The sequence below is a fragment of the Novacetimonas hansenii JCM 7643 genome, from assembly GCF_000964405.1.
Taxonomy (GTDB): Bacteria; Pseudomonadota; Alphaproteobacteria; order Acetobacterales; family Acetobacteraceae; genus Novacetimonas; species Novacetimonas hansenii.
This window is the reverse complement of sequence record NZ_BANE01000296.1, coordinates 20,730-34,106: the sequence shown is the minus strand read 5'-3', so window position 1 is coordinate 34,106 and position 13,377 is coordinate 20,730. Positions and strand designations below refer to the sequence as shown.

The window sequence follows — 13,377 nt, the reverse complement described above, 5'->3', positions numbered from 1 at the left end:
CCAAAAACTTTTCCTGTTTTTTATCAATGATTTGTTTTCAAACACTCTCTAAGTAAACTTCGACATCACTGCCCAATGGCCTCTTTGAAAACAGTCCTCCATAAGACGCCTTACCAGGCCTCCACCCTCAGCCTTTACCTAATAATGCGTAAGAGACGCCCCCTTCGATAAGGCAGGTTTCATCCTTGAGGTTGATACCGCTATACCCGCATTGGCGCGCATTCTTCAGCAGCCATGCCAGGCGGTTTGCCGCCGTCACCGGCGACTGTCCCCCCTGTCCATGGATATTGGAAATGCAGTTGCGTGCGGAATCACGCATGCCGGGATGCGGGTTCCATGTCATGTACAGGCTCAGGCTTTCGGCACATTCAAGGCCGGGGCGTTCGCCAATCATCATGACCACACTGCACGCGTTCAGGCAGGTGGCAATTTCATCGCCCAACGCCACACGGGCACGATGGGCAACCACCAGAGGTGCGATACGCCACCCCGTCAGAAGCGGCAAAACCCCGGACAGCACCCCCGCCGCCTGTCGTTCTGCCGCGCGGGCCGACAATCCGTCGGCAATCACAAACACGATGTCATAGAAGCGCCCGGGACCATAGGCATCAGGACCAGAGACCGCGCGATCATGTCCCGCCTGCACAAGGCGTGCCCGGCTGTCGGCGCAGAGCTGCCGCCCCAGGTCGGGACGACGGACAAATTCATCACGGTCACGCGCTGCGCTTTCGACCTCCATCCATGGCCGGTCGAGCCCGAGGCGTGATACCTCCATCACCATGGACACGGCATGCCGCGCACGCAGGTGCGCATGCCTGAACTGCCGCACATGCGCGCCTGACATCGTATCCCCCGTGCGTGCCAGCCCGATCCGCGCCGATGTCTGCGCCCTCAGGATATCCCATGACACGACAGGCGCCTTACTCATCGCCATGCCTCCCCAAACGGGCATCGCCGCCCGGATACATATTGGAAAACATATCGGCAAACATGGCAGGGGAATTGAGACGCATCCGTCCCCGCCCGTCGATCAGGCCACGGATACGGAGCCAGTCTTCAAACTCTGGCGCAGCACGCACACCAAAGACAGAGCGTAAGGTCTGGATATCATGATAGGACAGGCTCTGGTAATTAAGCATGATATCGTCACTGCCGGGGACGGCGATAAGGAAATTCACGCCTGCCGTACACAGGAGCATCATCAGGTTGTCCATATCATCCTGATCGGCTTCCGCATGGTTTGTGTAACAGACGTCACAGCCCATCGGCAGGCCCATCAGCTTGCCACAGAAATGATCCTCCAGCCCCGCGCGGATAATCTGCTTGCCATCATAAAGATATTCCGGGCCGATGAACCCGACGACGGTATTGACCAGCAAGGGTGAAAACGCACGCGCAACGGCATAGGCACGGACCTCTGCCGTCTGCTGGTCCATTCCATGATGGGCATCGGCCGACAGCGCCGCCCCCTGTCCCGTTTCGAAATACATGGTATCCGTGCCGACCGTGCCACGTCCCAGCGCACAACTGGCAAGGCGGGCCTCCTCCAGCAGGGACAGCGAAACCCCGAAACCCGCATTCGCATCCTGTGTGCCGGCGATGGACTGGAACACCAGGTCAACCGGTGTCCCACGTTCCATCAATTGTAGTGTATTGGTCACATGCGTCAGCAGGCAGTGCTGCATCGGGATGGCATGACGAAGGCGTACATCCTCGATCATGCACAGGACGTCGTGGGCGGTGGCCATGTTGTCGGATGCCGGGTTGATCCCCACAACCGCATCCCCCGCACCAAGCAGCAGCCCATCAAGCATCGCCGCCGCAATTCCCGGCAGACTGTCCACAGGATGATTGGGCTGCAGGCGCGACCCCATGCGTCCGGGCAGGCCCTGCGTATTGCGAAATGCGCTTTTCACAGTGATCTTGCGCGCCACCGCGACAAGGTCCTGATTACGCATCAGCTTGCTGACACCCGCCACCATTTCGGGCGTCAGTCCCGGGGCGAGGGCGGACAGGCACGCGCCGTCGGTTTCATGACATAAAAGCCAGTCACGCAGTTCCCCCACGGTCATGTGCGATACAGGGGCAAAGGCGCGCATATCATGGGTATCAATAATCAGGCGCGTGACCTCGTCCGCTTCATAGGCAACCGGAACCTCGTTCAGGAATGCCGCAAGCGGGATATTGGCCAGCGCCTCGCACGCGGCGGCGCGACGCACGGGATCTGGGGCGGCAACCCCGGCCAGTTCATCGCCACTGCGATAAGGCGAGGCATGGGCCAGAACCTGCTTGAGGGAGGGGAACGTAAAACGCTCCCCTGCCAAGGATGCGTAATATGCCACGATATGCTGACCTTCGATACGAAAACGGGCGTATGCGCAACGTGATTACGGGACCGCGCCATCGCCCGACGTTGCGTTTGCCATACACCATCGCGCAATATCGGCATGCGTCGCAAACCACACATTGCCGCGCGCACGCGCATGGGCAATCAGGTCGGAGATGATGCCAATCCGGCTGCGATGTCCACTGACATGCGGATGCAGCGTCAGCAGGAAAAGGCCGCCTTCGGCATAGGCCCCATCGAACTCCGCCCGGAAAACCTCCGCCACGCCCGAAGGCGGCGTGTAGGGGCGCAGGGCGGAAAACCGTTCGAAATTGAAATAGATCGCATCGTCACGTATCCATTCGGGTGGCAGTTCGACAATTCCTGTGGGCCGCCCATCGGCAAGGAGTTCATACGGGTCGTCATCCGCCATCAGGCTGCTGTCATACAGTAAGCCCATCTGCTGGATGATGGACATGGTATGGACGGAAAAATCCCAACTTGCGGTCCGCATGCCGACGGGTTCCACGCCGCCAATCTCCGCAAGCACTTCGCGCGCGCGCAATGACAGACGCAATTCATCCTCGGGTGGGAGCAGGGTATTGCGTTCATGTATCCATGAATGAATGCCTATTTCATGCCCGTCGCCCACCAACGCCCGCACTTCGTCAGGATACAGCATGGCCGATACTGCGGGATAGAAGAACGTCGCCGGAATCCCCGCCGCCTGCAACAGGGCGCGGATACGCGGGATGCCACGCCTGCTGCCATAATGACCCTGACTGATGCGCATGGGGCTTTCATCCCCATCGCGCAGGGGGATCGTATCGTGATCCGCATCCAAGGAAACCGCAAAAGCACAGCGGGCACCACCGGGCCATGAGGGCGGCCGCAGGCTGCGCCCGGCCCTGACGCGGTTGACAATCCCGCGCCACCGGCTTTCGGGCCACTGCCATGGTTCATTCCCATCCGGCCGCGAAACTTTCCTCTCCATGACCATTCCCGTCCTGCATGCGTGTACGCCATCCCGATCATGCGGCGGGGATGGACATCTCTTTTCATCATCACCCACATTGCCGGGGCGTCAACATCATTACATAATAATAACATAATATGACATCGTGGCCCGCTATCATGACGGCGCGCGCACCATGGCCCGCCATCCATCCCACCTCTCGCACGATTTCGGACAATGCCCGCATCACCTTCCGAACGGCCTTCGCATTCGCCCCATTCCCATACGGGGGCGCCCTCCCTGCAACGGCGACTGGGGACTTTTCACCTGTGGGGGATCGCGGTCGGCCTTGTCATTTCGGGCGAATATTTCGGCTGGAGTTATGGCTGGGCCACAGCGGGCACACTGGGATTCCTGATTACGACGGTCATGGTCGCGCTGATGTATGCGGCGCTGATCTTTTCCTATACCGAACTGACAACCTCCATCCCACGCGCCGGTGGCCCATTTGCCTATGTACTGGCGGCTTACGGGCCTGTGCCGGCCTTTATCGCGGGGTTCGCCTCCATCGTGGAACTTGTCTTTGCCCCCCCGGCAATCGCACTGGCGATCGGGGCCTATCTGCATGTGCAATATCCATCCATCACCGCGCAAATGGCGGCGACCGGGGCCTACGTAATTTTCATGGCGCTCAATATCGCAGGCGTCAGCATCGCCGCCACATTCGAACTGATCGTCACCATCGCCGCGATTGTGGAACTCCTGATCTTCATGGCCGTGGTCGCACCAGGATTTTCCTGGGGGCATTTCATCCATGACGGATGGGCGGGGTCGGATACGTTCACCCCTCACGCCATCATCGGCATATTCGCCGCCGTGCCGTTCGCGATCTGGTTCTTCCTTGCCATAGAAGGTGTGGCCATGACGGCGGAAGAGGCACGCGCACCACAACGCACCATCCCCATGGCCTATATCGCAGGGATCACGACACTGATGCTGCTGGCGTTTGGTGTCATGATCATGGCGGGCGGTGTTGGCAACTGGAAATTACTGGCAAACCTGAATGACCCGTTGCCGCAGGCGATGCTGAGCGTCGTCGGACCGCGCAGCGGGTATGTCCACATGCTGGTGTGGCTGGGGCTGTTCGGCCTCGTCGCCTCCTTTCACGGGATCATTATGGGATATTCACGCCAGATCTATGCCATGGCGCGCGAAGGTTATCTTCCGGCCCTGCTGGGACGGGTACATCCACGTTTCGGAACCCCATGGGCGGCGATACTCGTGGGGGGGAGTGTCGGACTGGTGGCGATTTATGCAGACCAGTACGTCACCATCGGGGGACAACCGCTGACGGCCAATATCGTGACCATGTCCGTCTTCGGGGCGCTGACGATGTATGTCTTCGCCATGGGAAGCCTGTTTCGACTACGCCACACGCAGCCGCACCTGCACCGCCCATGGCGCGCGCCGGGTTATCCCATCATTCCCGGATTTGCCCTTGTCGCCGCGGTGCTGTCGTTTATGGGCATGGCCATCAGCAACCCTGCGGCGTTCGGCCTCTATCTCCTCATCATGGGAACGGGCGTTGGAATGCATCTACTGGCAAGATGGCAAAAAAACCGCGCGACGATGGAAAAGGATACGGCCATGCATTAACACTCACCCACCCCATGCGTGGGGTGGATCAACCTGTGGGGCCGAAAGAGCGTGAATTACAGACACAGCTACCATGCGGGCAATTTCGCTGATGTCATGAAACATGTCGTGCTGATGGCGTTGGTCGAGGTACTGCGACGCAAACCTTCGCCCTTCTGTGTCCTCGACACCCATGCGGGCACTGGCCTGTATGACCTTTCCAGCATACAGGCACAGTCAACAGGGGAATGGCGCGATGGCATCGGCCGTCTGCTTGACGCCCCATCCCACCCCACATCTGCCGCCGCCCCGGCACCGGGCGTGGAAAACTGGCTGCGGATCATCCGTACGGTCATGCGGGATGAGCAGGCAGGGCGCTTGTCCTATCCCGGCTCCCCCGCTCTGGTCGCACGCCTTCTGCGTCCGGGCGACAGCCTGATCTGTTGCGAACTCCACCCCGAAGACCAGCAGACACTGCGCCATCTGTTCCGCCATGATCGCCATGTCAGCGTACATGGGCGCGATGGTTACGAAGCCATCACGGCGCTGCTGCCCCCGCGGCAGGCAAAACGCGGGCTGGTCTTCATGGACCCGCCTTTCGAACGCGGTGATGAGTTCCAGCGCCTTGCCACCGCCATCATGACGGCACGCCAGCGATTCCCCGCAGGCATTGTCGCGGGGTGGTATCCCATAAAACATCGCGCCCCCGTCCGCGCCTTCGTCAATACCCTGAAGGATGCGGGACAACGCAAGTTGCTGACCCTTGAGTTGACGTTACGGCCACCGCTGGACCCGTCACGCCTGAACGGCAGCGGCATCATCATCGCCAATCCTCCTTTCCGCTTTGAAGAAGAGGCTCGCACCATCCTTACATCGCTGTGCCATTTCCTTGGGGATGGGCAAGCGGAGTCACATGTGGAATGGGCCGTGCCGGAATAAGCGCTGCGCAAGGGTTCTACTGGCGGGGATTTCAGGATATCGCCTTCATTCCTGACCAGGCAATGCCTGTTCAGGAAGAGCAGAAAACAGATTTACCAAAAACCTTTGCGGCTGGCAGCCTGCCCCGATGGTATTTTCTGCCATCCCTGTTGCGCGATTGTCATCCCTGCCCGATGGGCGGCATGACATCCAGCGGCAGCGGGCAGACATAGGGATCCTGTGCCAGACGTTGGGCATGGTCTGCCTTCACACGGTCCAGCAGGACCGGATCTTGCAGCACGTCCCGCCCCGTCGCAGCCAGCACCTTGGCCATATGGACCATGCCCTTATGAGCGATACCGCTCTTGCCCTGTGCCGTCATCTGCCATGAATGCAACTGCGTCCCGATGGCACATGTCGCCCCCCAGGCCTGGACCGTTGGCACCGCCCAACTGACATCCCCCACATCAGTGGACCCGAATGGCGGCGGCACGAACTCACGCGGTGCAATCACTTCACATAAAGGGCTGCCATCACGGGGGGGAACACCCGCCGCCAGATAGGCCGCCCGGATATCCTGCGCACTTAGGGTTTCCTGGATCTCTCGTGCAAAGTCGTAATCCTCAGGTGCATATACAGGCGGGCCAAGACGGGTAAGGTTGGCGAACAGCGTATCTTCCAGCGGCAGATTGCCCATCAGGTTGGAAACCGCGCTTACGACACGTTCCTGCACTGTTGTTTCGGTCATCAGGGTCGCGCCCTGGGCAATCGCGCGCACCCGTTCGACCAGTTCGCGCAACTGCCGCAGGTCATCGGCCCGTACAAGGTAACGGATCGTGACCCGCGATTGCACCACATTGGGGGCCTGCCCCCCTGCATCCATATAGGCATAATGAACCCGCGCGGACGATGGCATATGTTCACGCAGGTAGTTGGCGCCAATATTCATGAGTTCCGCCGCATCAAGGGCGGAACGACCCAGATGCGGTGCCGCCGCCGCATGCGATGCGCGCCCAAGGAATGTAAAGTCGATGCGCGTATTGGCAAGGGAGGCCGGATAGAACGGCCCCATGATCGACCCCGGATGCCATGACAGCGCGATATCCACGTCATCGAACACGCCATCACGCACCATGAAGGTCTTGGCCGCGCCGCCTTCTTCCGCCGGGCAGCCGTAATAGCGCACCCGTCCGGGCATCCCCTTTTCCGCCATCCAGTTCTTCAGCGCCGTGGCCGCCAGCATCGCGCCCCCGCCCAGCAGGTTATGCCCGCAGGCATGGCCGTTGGACGTCCCGTCCATCGGATTGCAACTGGCGACCCCGGCCTGCTGGCTCAAGCCGGGAAGTGCATCGAATTCACCAAGGAAGGCGATGACCGGGCCGCCCTCACCTGCCTCCCCCATGACGGAGGTAGGGATTCCCGCAAGGTTGCGCGTAACCCTGAACCCATTGCGTTCAAGCATGTCGCGCTGTGTCTCGACAGAGCGATATTCGTCATATGCAAGTTCGGGCGTATCCCATATGCGGTCGGCAAAACCACAAAATGCCGCCCCAAGCGCATCCACGCCGCCCCATATTTCATCGGTATTTTTCATGTTTCCCCACCGCACAAAACTGGTTTCGCCGCTTTTCGGGCTGGCATCGCACATGGATGCCGCAACAATGGGCCATGCGGCAGGAAAACAAGGCATCCACGCCCGCCCTGCCGGAAGGAACATCGCGCGATCCGATCCCCGCCCCCGCCAACCAGGGCGGGAGTGGCAACATTATACGCTCCGCGTTGCGCATGCCAGTCGCATCACATACAGCCACATCACATACAGATCGCATGACCCGAGACAGGCGCATCTTCGCACACGCAGGATCAGGGATCAGGGCATCACATGGGTTGACTTTCACATCGTGCAAAACGCATCCTGTCACCCGGCAATGGACTCTGCCAGGTGCAGCCTTCACGGCGAACCGAACCGCCCCTTGGGCTGATGATTCCTACCTCGCCATAACGGCAACAGAGGGAGGAATTTGTACAGAGCCATGAAATACCCGTCCCACGACCTCCGTCCGTCACTTGTCAGCCTTGGCCATGCGCCGGCTGCCGGGACGCCATCCCCAATCCTGCACAGGCATATTTTCCCATGAATCTTTCCCGGCTCATCACGCTGTCGGCGGTAAACATGCGCGTCCTTCTGAAATGGGGGGGGCTTCTCGCACCGATGTCTGCGTGTATTGGTACATTATGTGCGATATTTCTTTGGCTACTGGACCAGGTTACAAACGACCGCATCGCCCATCCGGGCCTGCTATGGCTGCTGCCGCTGGCTGGTGTAGGTGTTGGACTGACCTATCACCATCTCGGGCGATGTGCTGAGGGCGGGAACAACCTGATCATTGACCAGATCCATGAACCCGGAGGGGGCGTCCCCCTGCGCATGGCCCCCCTCGTCCTTGTTGCCACCGTCATCAGCCACCTGTTTGGTGCATCTGTCGGCCGCGAAGGGACAGCCGTACAGATCGGGGGCAGCATTGCATCCGGCTTTGGCCGTCTGTTCAGACTGGACCACGATGCGGTGCGCATTGTGCTGGTATCGGGCGTGGCCGCAGGTTTTGGGGCGGTTTTTGGAACCCCCATTGCCGGGGCGATCTTCGCGCTGGAGGTCTTAAGTATCGGACAGATCAACTACCGCCCCCTACTACCTGCTGCTTTTTCCTCCATCCTGGCCGATTGGGTATGCCACGCCTGGGGGATCCACCATACGTCCTACCACGTGGCATCCGGCATTATTCCTGACTGGGGCGGCAGCGTCTTTCACACGCACCCTGCCCTGTTGATCAAGGTTGGACTTGCCGCAATCTGCTTCGGCCTTACCAGCCTGCTGTTTGCGGAGGGCATCCATCGCCTGACCCCGCTGGTCCGTCGCGCCTGCCCTGTCCCATGGCTACGTCCGGCCATTGGTGGCGTCGCAACCATTCTGCTGGTCTATCTTGTCGGGTCGCGCGATTACCTTGGCCTTGGTGTCGTGTCCATGGGACATGACGCGCCGTCGATCGTAAACTTCTTTCACGCGGGTGATTATACGTGGAGCTGGCTTTACAAGCTGCTGTTCACGGTTGTTGTGCTGGCGACGGGATACAAGGGCGGCGAAGTCACGCCCCTGTTCTTCATTGGTGCGGGCCTGGGCAATACATTGTCCGGCATACTGGGCGTTCCCGCCGACCTGCTGGCCAGTGTGGGTTTTGTCGCGGTTTTCGCTGGGGCCGCCAATACACCGCTGGCCTGTACTTTTATGGGGGTCGAACTGTTTGGGGCAACTGATATTGTCTATATCGCCACAGGCTGCTTCGTGGCCTACCTATGTTCGGGCCATTCAGGCATCTACCTGTCCCAACGGGTGGGGGTCACGAAACATACCCATCCGCTGATCGTGGCGAACATGCCCCTGCGGCAGGCGCGAAGCCTGATGGGCGTGCCTGAAAAAAGCCACCCATGAAATGCCCTGAAAACCATCACGACACAGCATATGCCAGTTGACCAAATCAGCTCCCAACAGCCTCATTTGGATACGGTTTTTTCAAAAACATCCTGAAAAGATGATGCCTTTTCACAAGGCATCATCCAAGGGGTTTCATCACCCGATATCAGGACCGGCGGGCTTAATCCCCTGCGGGAAGCACGGGTAGCGTGATATGTGACGGGCTGGCGGGGGTTGCGAAAACCTTTTGCGTGGCAGGGCGGAAATCCGCTTCCTTTGCCTGATAGATACTCTCCATCCATGTCTGCGGATTACGGTCGATCAGCGGGAACCAGGTGGATTGCACCTGCACCATCACGCGATGCCCCTTGAGGAATACATGATCGTGGTCACGCAACGGCACCTCCCAATCCTCGACCTTGCCTGGGACAAGCGGTGCAGGATGCGAGAAATCATGCAGGTAACGCCCGCGCCGGACCTCCATGGCGATGGGCAGTTCATATCCATCAAGGGAATCCGCCCATGTCGCAGCATCAGGATGCGCGACGAAAGCCTTCTGGTCTTTTTCGGGGAAGACATCAATAAGTTTCACCACGAAATCCGAATCCCGACCGGACGTAGACGCGAACAGGTGCGCCTCCAGCGGGCCTGCAACGCGCAGATCCTCTTCAAGCGGCGCACTGGTGAAGGTCAGCACGTCAGGGCGATGATCGACAAAGCGCTGGTCATTGGTTTCCCAGGTCCGCCATTCCGGCGTGGGATAGGTGGGCGAAATCGGACGCGTACGATAGGGAACGGGATTGGCCGGGTCCGACACATATTGCCTGAATGCGACCTCGCCAGACTTTGGCGCGGTAAAGGACAACGTGCCGTCGGAATGGAAATACAGTTCCTTCAGCGTTGCACCCGCAGGCGGCCATGTCGCGTACTGGCGCCACTCGTTCGAGCCGGTTTCGAACATCTTGGCCTTCCAGTTCGGCTTTTCCCCTTTTTCATGCAGGTAATAGCGAAAGAAGGGGGCTTCTATCTGTCCGCGGAATTCCTCAGCCGTCCTGTGCCCGCCCATGGGCAGCAGGCCGATATTTTCCCCATCCGTCCGCTGCCAGCCACCATGATACCATGGACCACCGACAATGAAATTCGTGTTGTCCGGGTCATGCTGTTCTGCCCCACGGAATATTTTCCACGGCCCCCACGGGTCCTCCTGATCCCAGAAACCCGCGACATTCAGGTTTGGAACAGTGGAGGCATGAACCTTGTTAACCCATGCTTCCTCTTTCCAGAACGCATCATAATCTGGATGCGCCATGACGCTGTTCCAGTAATCAAGTTTGCCATGCAGGTATTTCGCATTGATATTCGTTAGCAGACCAAGCGAAAGATACCAGTCATAGACATCATGTTTACTGAAATCAAAGTTTGTGTTCGCAGTCCGGCTCGCCTCCTCCAATACGGTATATTCAAATGTATAGGCTTCCCTGAGCGCACCATAATGATGATCATCATCATTCATCCACTGATCCGCGGGGGACGCCTGCTCACTGATCGCCTTAAGCGCGGGATGCGGGTTCAAAAGCGTCAGGCCGGCCGTCAGACCAGCATAGGAAACCCCATAGATCCCGACACGGCCATTATTCTGCGGGACATTTTTCACCAACCAGTCAATGGTATCCCAGGCGTCATTGACCTCATTGGCCTGCTTGGGATCGTTCTTGTCATAGCGCGAGGTCTTGAGGAACTCACCTTCGGACTTGAACCGCCCCCTGAGATTTTGATAAACCATGATGTAGCCGTCCTTCTGGAAGGCCTGCCAGCTTGGCAATTCCCTGGAGACGGGCTTGATGGATTCCCGATCGACGATCCCCTGATCCGGCACACCATATGGTGTACGGGTAATCAGGATCGGCAAGGGACCGTTCTGGTGGGCGGGGGTGACGATCACGGTCTGCAGATGCGCGCCATCGCGCATGGCAATCATCACTTCTTTCACGACATAGCCACTTTTGGTCGTGGCCTCCCCCACGGCATCCGCATGGGCACTGCCGGGTGGCAATAACGCAGGAAGCACGAGGGCGGAAAGCAGAAGCAGCGTTCTGAAGGCCGGGGGACGGTATCCTGGGGTCATCGGGATCTCGGTTACATGGGTTTCGATACGATTGTGTCACAAAAAAATCCCCTGCACAAACCGTTTGAACACCCACGATATTTTCACGCTACATCACACGGGATATGGAAAATATTTTGGTGAATCCGTATCCAGAAATCTCCACAAGTCAGGTCATATTTTCAAAAAATACTTTTTCCACCAGATTTCATTGCCCCGATCAATGACCTGCTAATCCACAAAAACCCCCAAGGCATTGAGCAGCGTCGTGCGCAATGCCTCAAAATCAGGGTCGGCATGGTGGCGTGGACGGGGTATGTCGATGCACACATCCATATGGATATGCCCCTCTTGCAACACCAATACCCGATCCGCCAGCAAAAGCGCCTCGTCCACATCATGTGTTACCAGCAGGATCGAACAGGCATGCCGCGCCCATAGCCGCAATACCAGATGCTGCATCTGCAGGCGTGTCAGTGCATCCAGCGCGCCAAAGGGTTCATCGAGCATGATGAAATCCGGATCACGCACCAGCGCACGCGACAGGGCGACCCGCTGCGCCTCCCCCCCCGACAGCGTCAGGGGCCATGCATCCGTCCGATGCGACAACCCGACCTCCCCCAGCAGGCGTTCTGCACGAGTACGATCGGCCTTTCCTTCCGGCAGGGTAGCCAGCGCGACGTTCTGCCATACACGCATCCATGGCAACAGGCGGCTTTCCTGGAACACAACCGCCTTGTTTGATGGGACATGCACCTCCCCACGCGTGGGCTGCCCCAACCCGGCGAGCATGCGTAACAGTGTAGATTTTCCCGAACCACTCCTGCCAAGCAGAGCGACGAACTCCCCCGCCCTGATCGTCAGGTCAAGGTTGTCCAGCACGGGTCGCCCTGCACCGAAACGATGCATGAGCGCACGCACCTGCACCTCACCACGCTGCTGCACAATATGCGGGGTTTGTTGGGACTGCACCATGTCACGCATTCCTTTCGCTGGCGGGTCGCCATGACAGAAGACGTGTTTCCAAAAACCGTACGACCTGATCGGACACCAATCCCAGCACGCCATAAATCACGAGGCCGACAAGGATGATGTCAGTGCGCAAGAAGTCCTGCGCATCCATCATCATATGGCCGATCCCACTTTCCGCATTGACCTGTTCCGCCACCACAAGCATCAGCCATGAAATCCCGACGGCAAAACGCAGGCCGATCAGGAAATCAGGCATGGCACCCGGGATCACAACGAACCGGATGGTTGCCCATCGCGACAGACCCAGGATCGACGCCATTTCCATCAGCTTTGGGTCCACGGCGCGTATTCCCTTATGCAGGTTGAGATAGACGGGAAACATTGCCCCCAATGCGACCAGCAGGATCTTGGGCCATTCCCCAATCCCGAACCAAAGGATAAACAGTGGCACCAATGCCAGCGCGGGCAACGTACGGACCACCTGCAGCGGGGCGTCCACAATGTTTTCCCCCACACGCGACAGGCCCGCCACAAGCGCCAGGACCACCCCCACCACCACAGCCAGCCCCAGCCCTGCCGATGCCCGCAGGAGCGATATTTCCAGATTGGCGGGCAAAGTCCCATCACCGACCAATCCCCACCCCGTCTGCAGGATCTGAAGGGGTGATGAAAGGATGCGCGGCGGGATGATGCCCCCCCAGGACGCGGCCTGCCATGCACAAAGCACGATCACGGATGATACATAACGCTGCCACCCATGGCGCCACAGCCCCGCGCGCGCACGATCCGCGGCGGGCTGTTGCACGCGGTCTGTCACGTCATGTCGGCATTGCGCGCTGATTCCCGTTAATTCCTTCATGCGCCTGATTAATCCTCCTGACCCGTAAGCACCTGTGGCCCCTCACGCGCCTTGCTCCTGTCGCGCTTTCACGCCCCTGATCATGCAAATCCATCATATAACTAATGTCAATGCATATTTACGAAACTATTGCTAATTT

Annotated in this window: 10 protein-coding genes and 1 riboswitch; of the genes, 3 read left to right on the top strand and 7 right to left on the bottom strand. The window is 58.9% G+C overall.

Features of this window, described 5'->3' with window-relative positions:
• Positions 1-127 precede the first annotated feature (127 nt).
• The 3 genes from eutC to B7G66_RS15390 are packed head-to-tail and all read right to left on the bottom strand — an operon-like array spanning position 128 to position 3,326.
• The gene (gene eutC, locus B7G66_RS15400) at positions 128-928 is read right to left on the bottom strand and encodes an ethanolamine ammonia-lyase subunit EutC (protein WP_003619281.1); all 801 of its coding nucleotides are present in this window, start codon (positions 926-928) and stop codon (positions 128-130) included.
• Positions 921-2,342: an ethanolamine ammonia-lyase subunit EutB gene (locus B7G66_RS15395; protein ID WP_003619280.1), complete on the bottom strand. Its 1,422-nt coding sequence runs from the start codon at positions 2,340-2,342 to the stop codon at positions 921-923. The genes eutC and B7G66_RS15395 overlap by 8 nt, the downstream gene beginning before the upstream one ends.
• Before the next feature lie 45 nt (positions 2,343-2,387).
• Entirely contained in the window at positions 2,388-3,326 is a 939-nt protein-coding gene (locus B7G66_RS15390; RefSeq protein ID WP_003619279.1) for a polysaccharide deacetylase family protein, read from the bottom strand.
• A gap of 192 nt (positions 3,327-3,518) precedes the next feature.
• On the opposite strand from B7G66_RS15390, the gene eat reads away from it, so the two are divergent.
• Positions 3,519-4,937, top strand: a complete 1,419-nt coding sequence (gene eat, locus B7G66_RS15385; RefSeq protein WP_003619278.1) for an ethanolamine permease — start codon at positions 3,519-3,521, stop codon at positions 4,935-4,937.
• Positions 4,938-4,988: 51 nt separating this feature from the next.
• A complete protein-coding gene (locus B7G66_RS15380) occupies positions 4,989-5,855 on the top strand; it encodes a 23S rRNA (adenine(2030)-N(6))-methyltransferase RlmJ (RefSeq protein ID WP_040511827.1) in 867 nt (288 codons plus the stop codon).
• Positions 5,856-6,015: 160 nt separating this feature from the next.
• On the opposite strand, the gene B7G66_RS15375 is transcribed toward B7G66_RS15380, so the two are convergent.
• On the bottom strand, positions 6,016-7,428 hold the full coding sequence (locus tag B7G66_RS15375) for a M20 family metallopeptidase (RefSeq protein ID WP_040511826.1): 1,413 nt from the start codon (positions 7,426-7,428) through the stop codon (positions 6,016-6,018).
• 321 nt (positions 7,429-7,749) lie between these two features.
• Positions 7,750-7,832, top strand: a riboswitch (Fluoride riboswitch).
• Positions 7,833-7,968: 136 nt separating this feature from the next.
• Between B7G66_RS15375 and B7G66_RS15370 the strand changes: the two genes are divergently transcribed.
• Complete coding sequence (locus B7G66_RS15370) at positions 7,969-9,321, top strand: voltage-gated chloride channel family protein (RefSeq protein WP_003619275.1); 1,353 nt, start codon at positions 7,969-7,971, stop codon at positions 9,319-9,321.
• 163 nt (positions 9,322-9,484) lie between these two features.
• Here B7G66_RS15370 and B7G66_RS15365 read toward each other — a convergent pair whose 3' ends face one another.
• The 3 genes from B7G66_RS15365 to B7G66_RS15355 form a co-directional block, all read right to left on the bottom strand.
• The gene (locus B7G66_RS15365; protein ID WP_003619274.1) at positions 9,485-11,428 is read right to left on the bottom strand and encodes a CocE/NonD family hydrolase; all 1,944 of its coding nucleotides are present in this window, start codon (positions 11,426-11,428) and stop codon (positions 9,485-9,487) included.
• Positions 11,429-11,638: 210 nt separating this feature from the next.
• Entirely contained in the window at positions 11,639-12,391 is a 753-nt protein-coding gene (locus B7G66_RS15360; RefSeq protein ID WP_003619271.1) for an ABC transporter ATP-binding protein, read from the bottom strand.
• Positions 12,384-13,238 (bottom strand): ABC transporter permease, encoded by an 855-nt coding sequence (locus B7G66_RS15355; protein ID WP_003619269.1) that lies wholly within the window; start codon positions 13,236-13,238, stop codon positions 12,384-12,386. Before B7G66_RS15355 ends, B7G66_RS15360 begins: the two co-directional genes overlap by 8 nt.
• Positions 13,239-13,377 lie beyond the last annotated feature (139 nt).

What these genes read in the sequence shown, in the direction of transcription:
- B7G66_RS15370 (WP_003619275.1), top strand. Translation starts at nt 7,969, where the DNA reads ATGAATCTTTCCCGGCTCATCACGCTGTCGGCGGTAAACATGCGCGTC.
- B7G66_RS15360 (WP_003619271.1), bottom strand. Translation starts at nt 12,391, where the DNA reads ATGCGTGACATGGTGCAGTCCCAACAAACCCCGCATATTGTGCAGCAG.
- eutC (WP_003619281.1), bottom strand. Translation starts at nt 928, where the DNA reads ATGAGTAAGGCGCCTGTCGTGTCATGGGATATCCTGAGGGCGCAGACA.
- B7G66_RS15375 (WP_040511826.1), bottom strand. Translation starts at nt 7,428, where the DNA reads ATGAAAAATACCGATGAAATATGGGGCGGCGTGGATGCGCTTGGGGCG.
- B7G66_RS15355 (WP_003619269.1), bottom strand. Translation starts at nt 13,238, where the DNA reads ATGAAGGAATTAACGGGAATCAGCGCGCAATGCCGACATGACGTGACA.
- eat (WP_003619278.1), top strand. Translation starts at nt 3,519, where the DNA reads ATGCCCGCATCACCTTCCGAACGGCCTTCGCATTCGCCCCATTCCCAT.
- B7G66_RS15365 (WP_003619274.1), bottom strand. Translation starts at nt 11,428, where the DNA reads ATGACCCCAGGATACCGTCCCCCGGCCTTCAGAACGCTGCTTCTGCTT.
- B7G66_RS15390 (WP_003619279.1), bottom strand. Translation starts at nt 3,326, where the DNA reads ATGGTCATGGAGAGGAAAGTTTCGCGGCCGGATGGGAATGAACCATGG.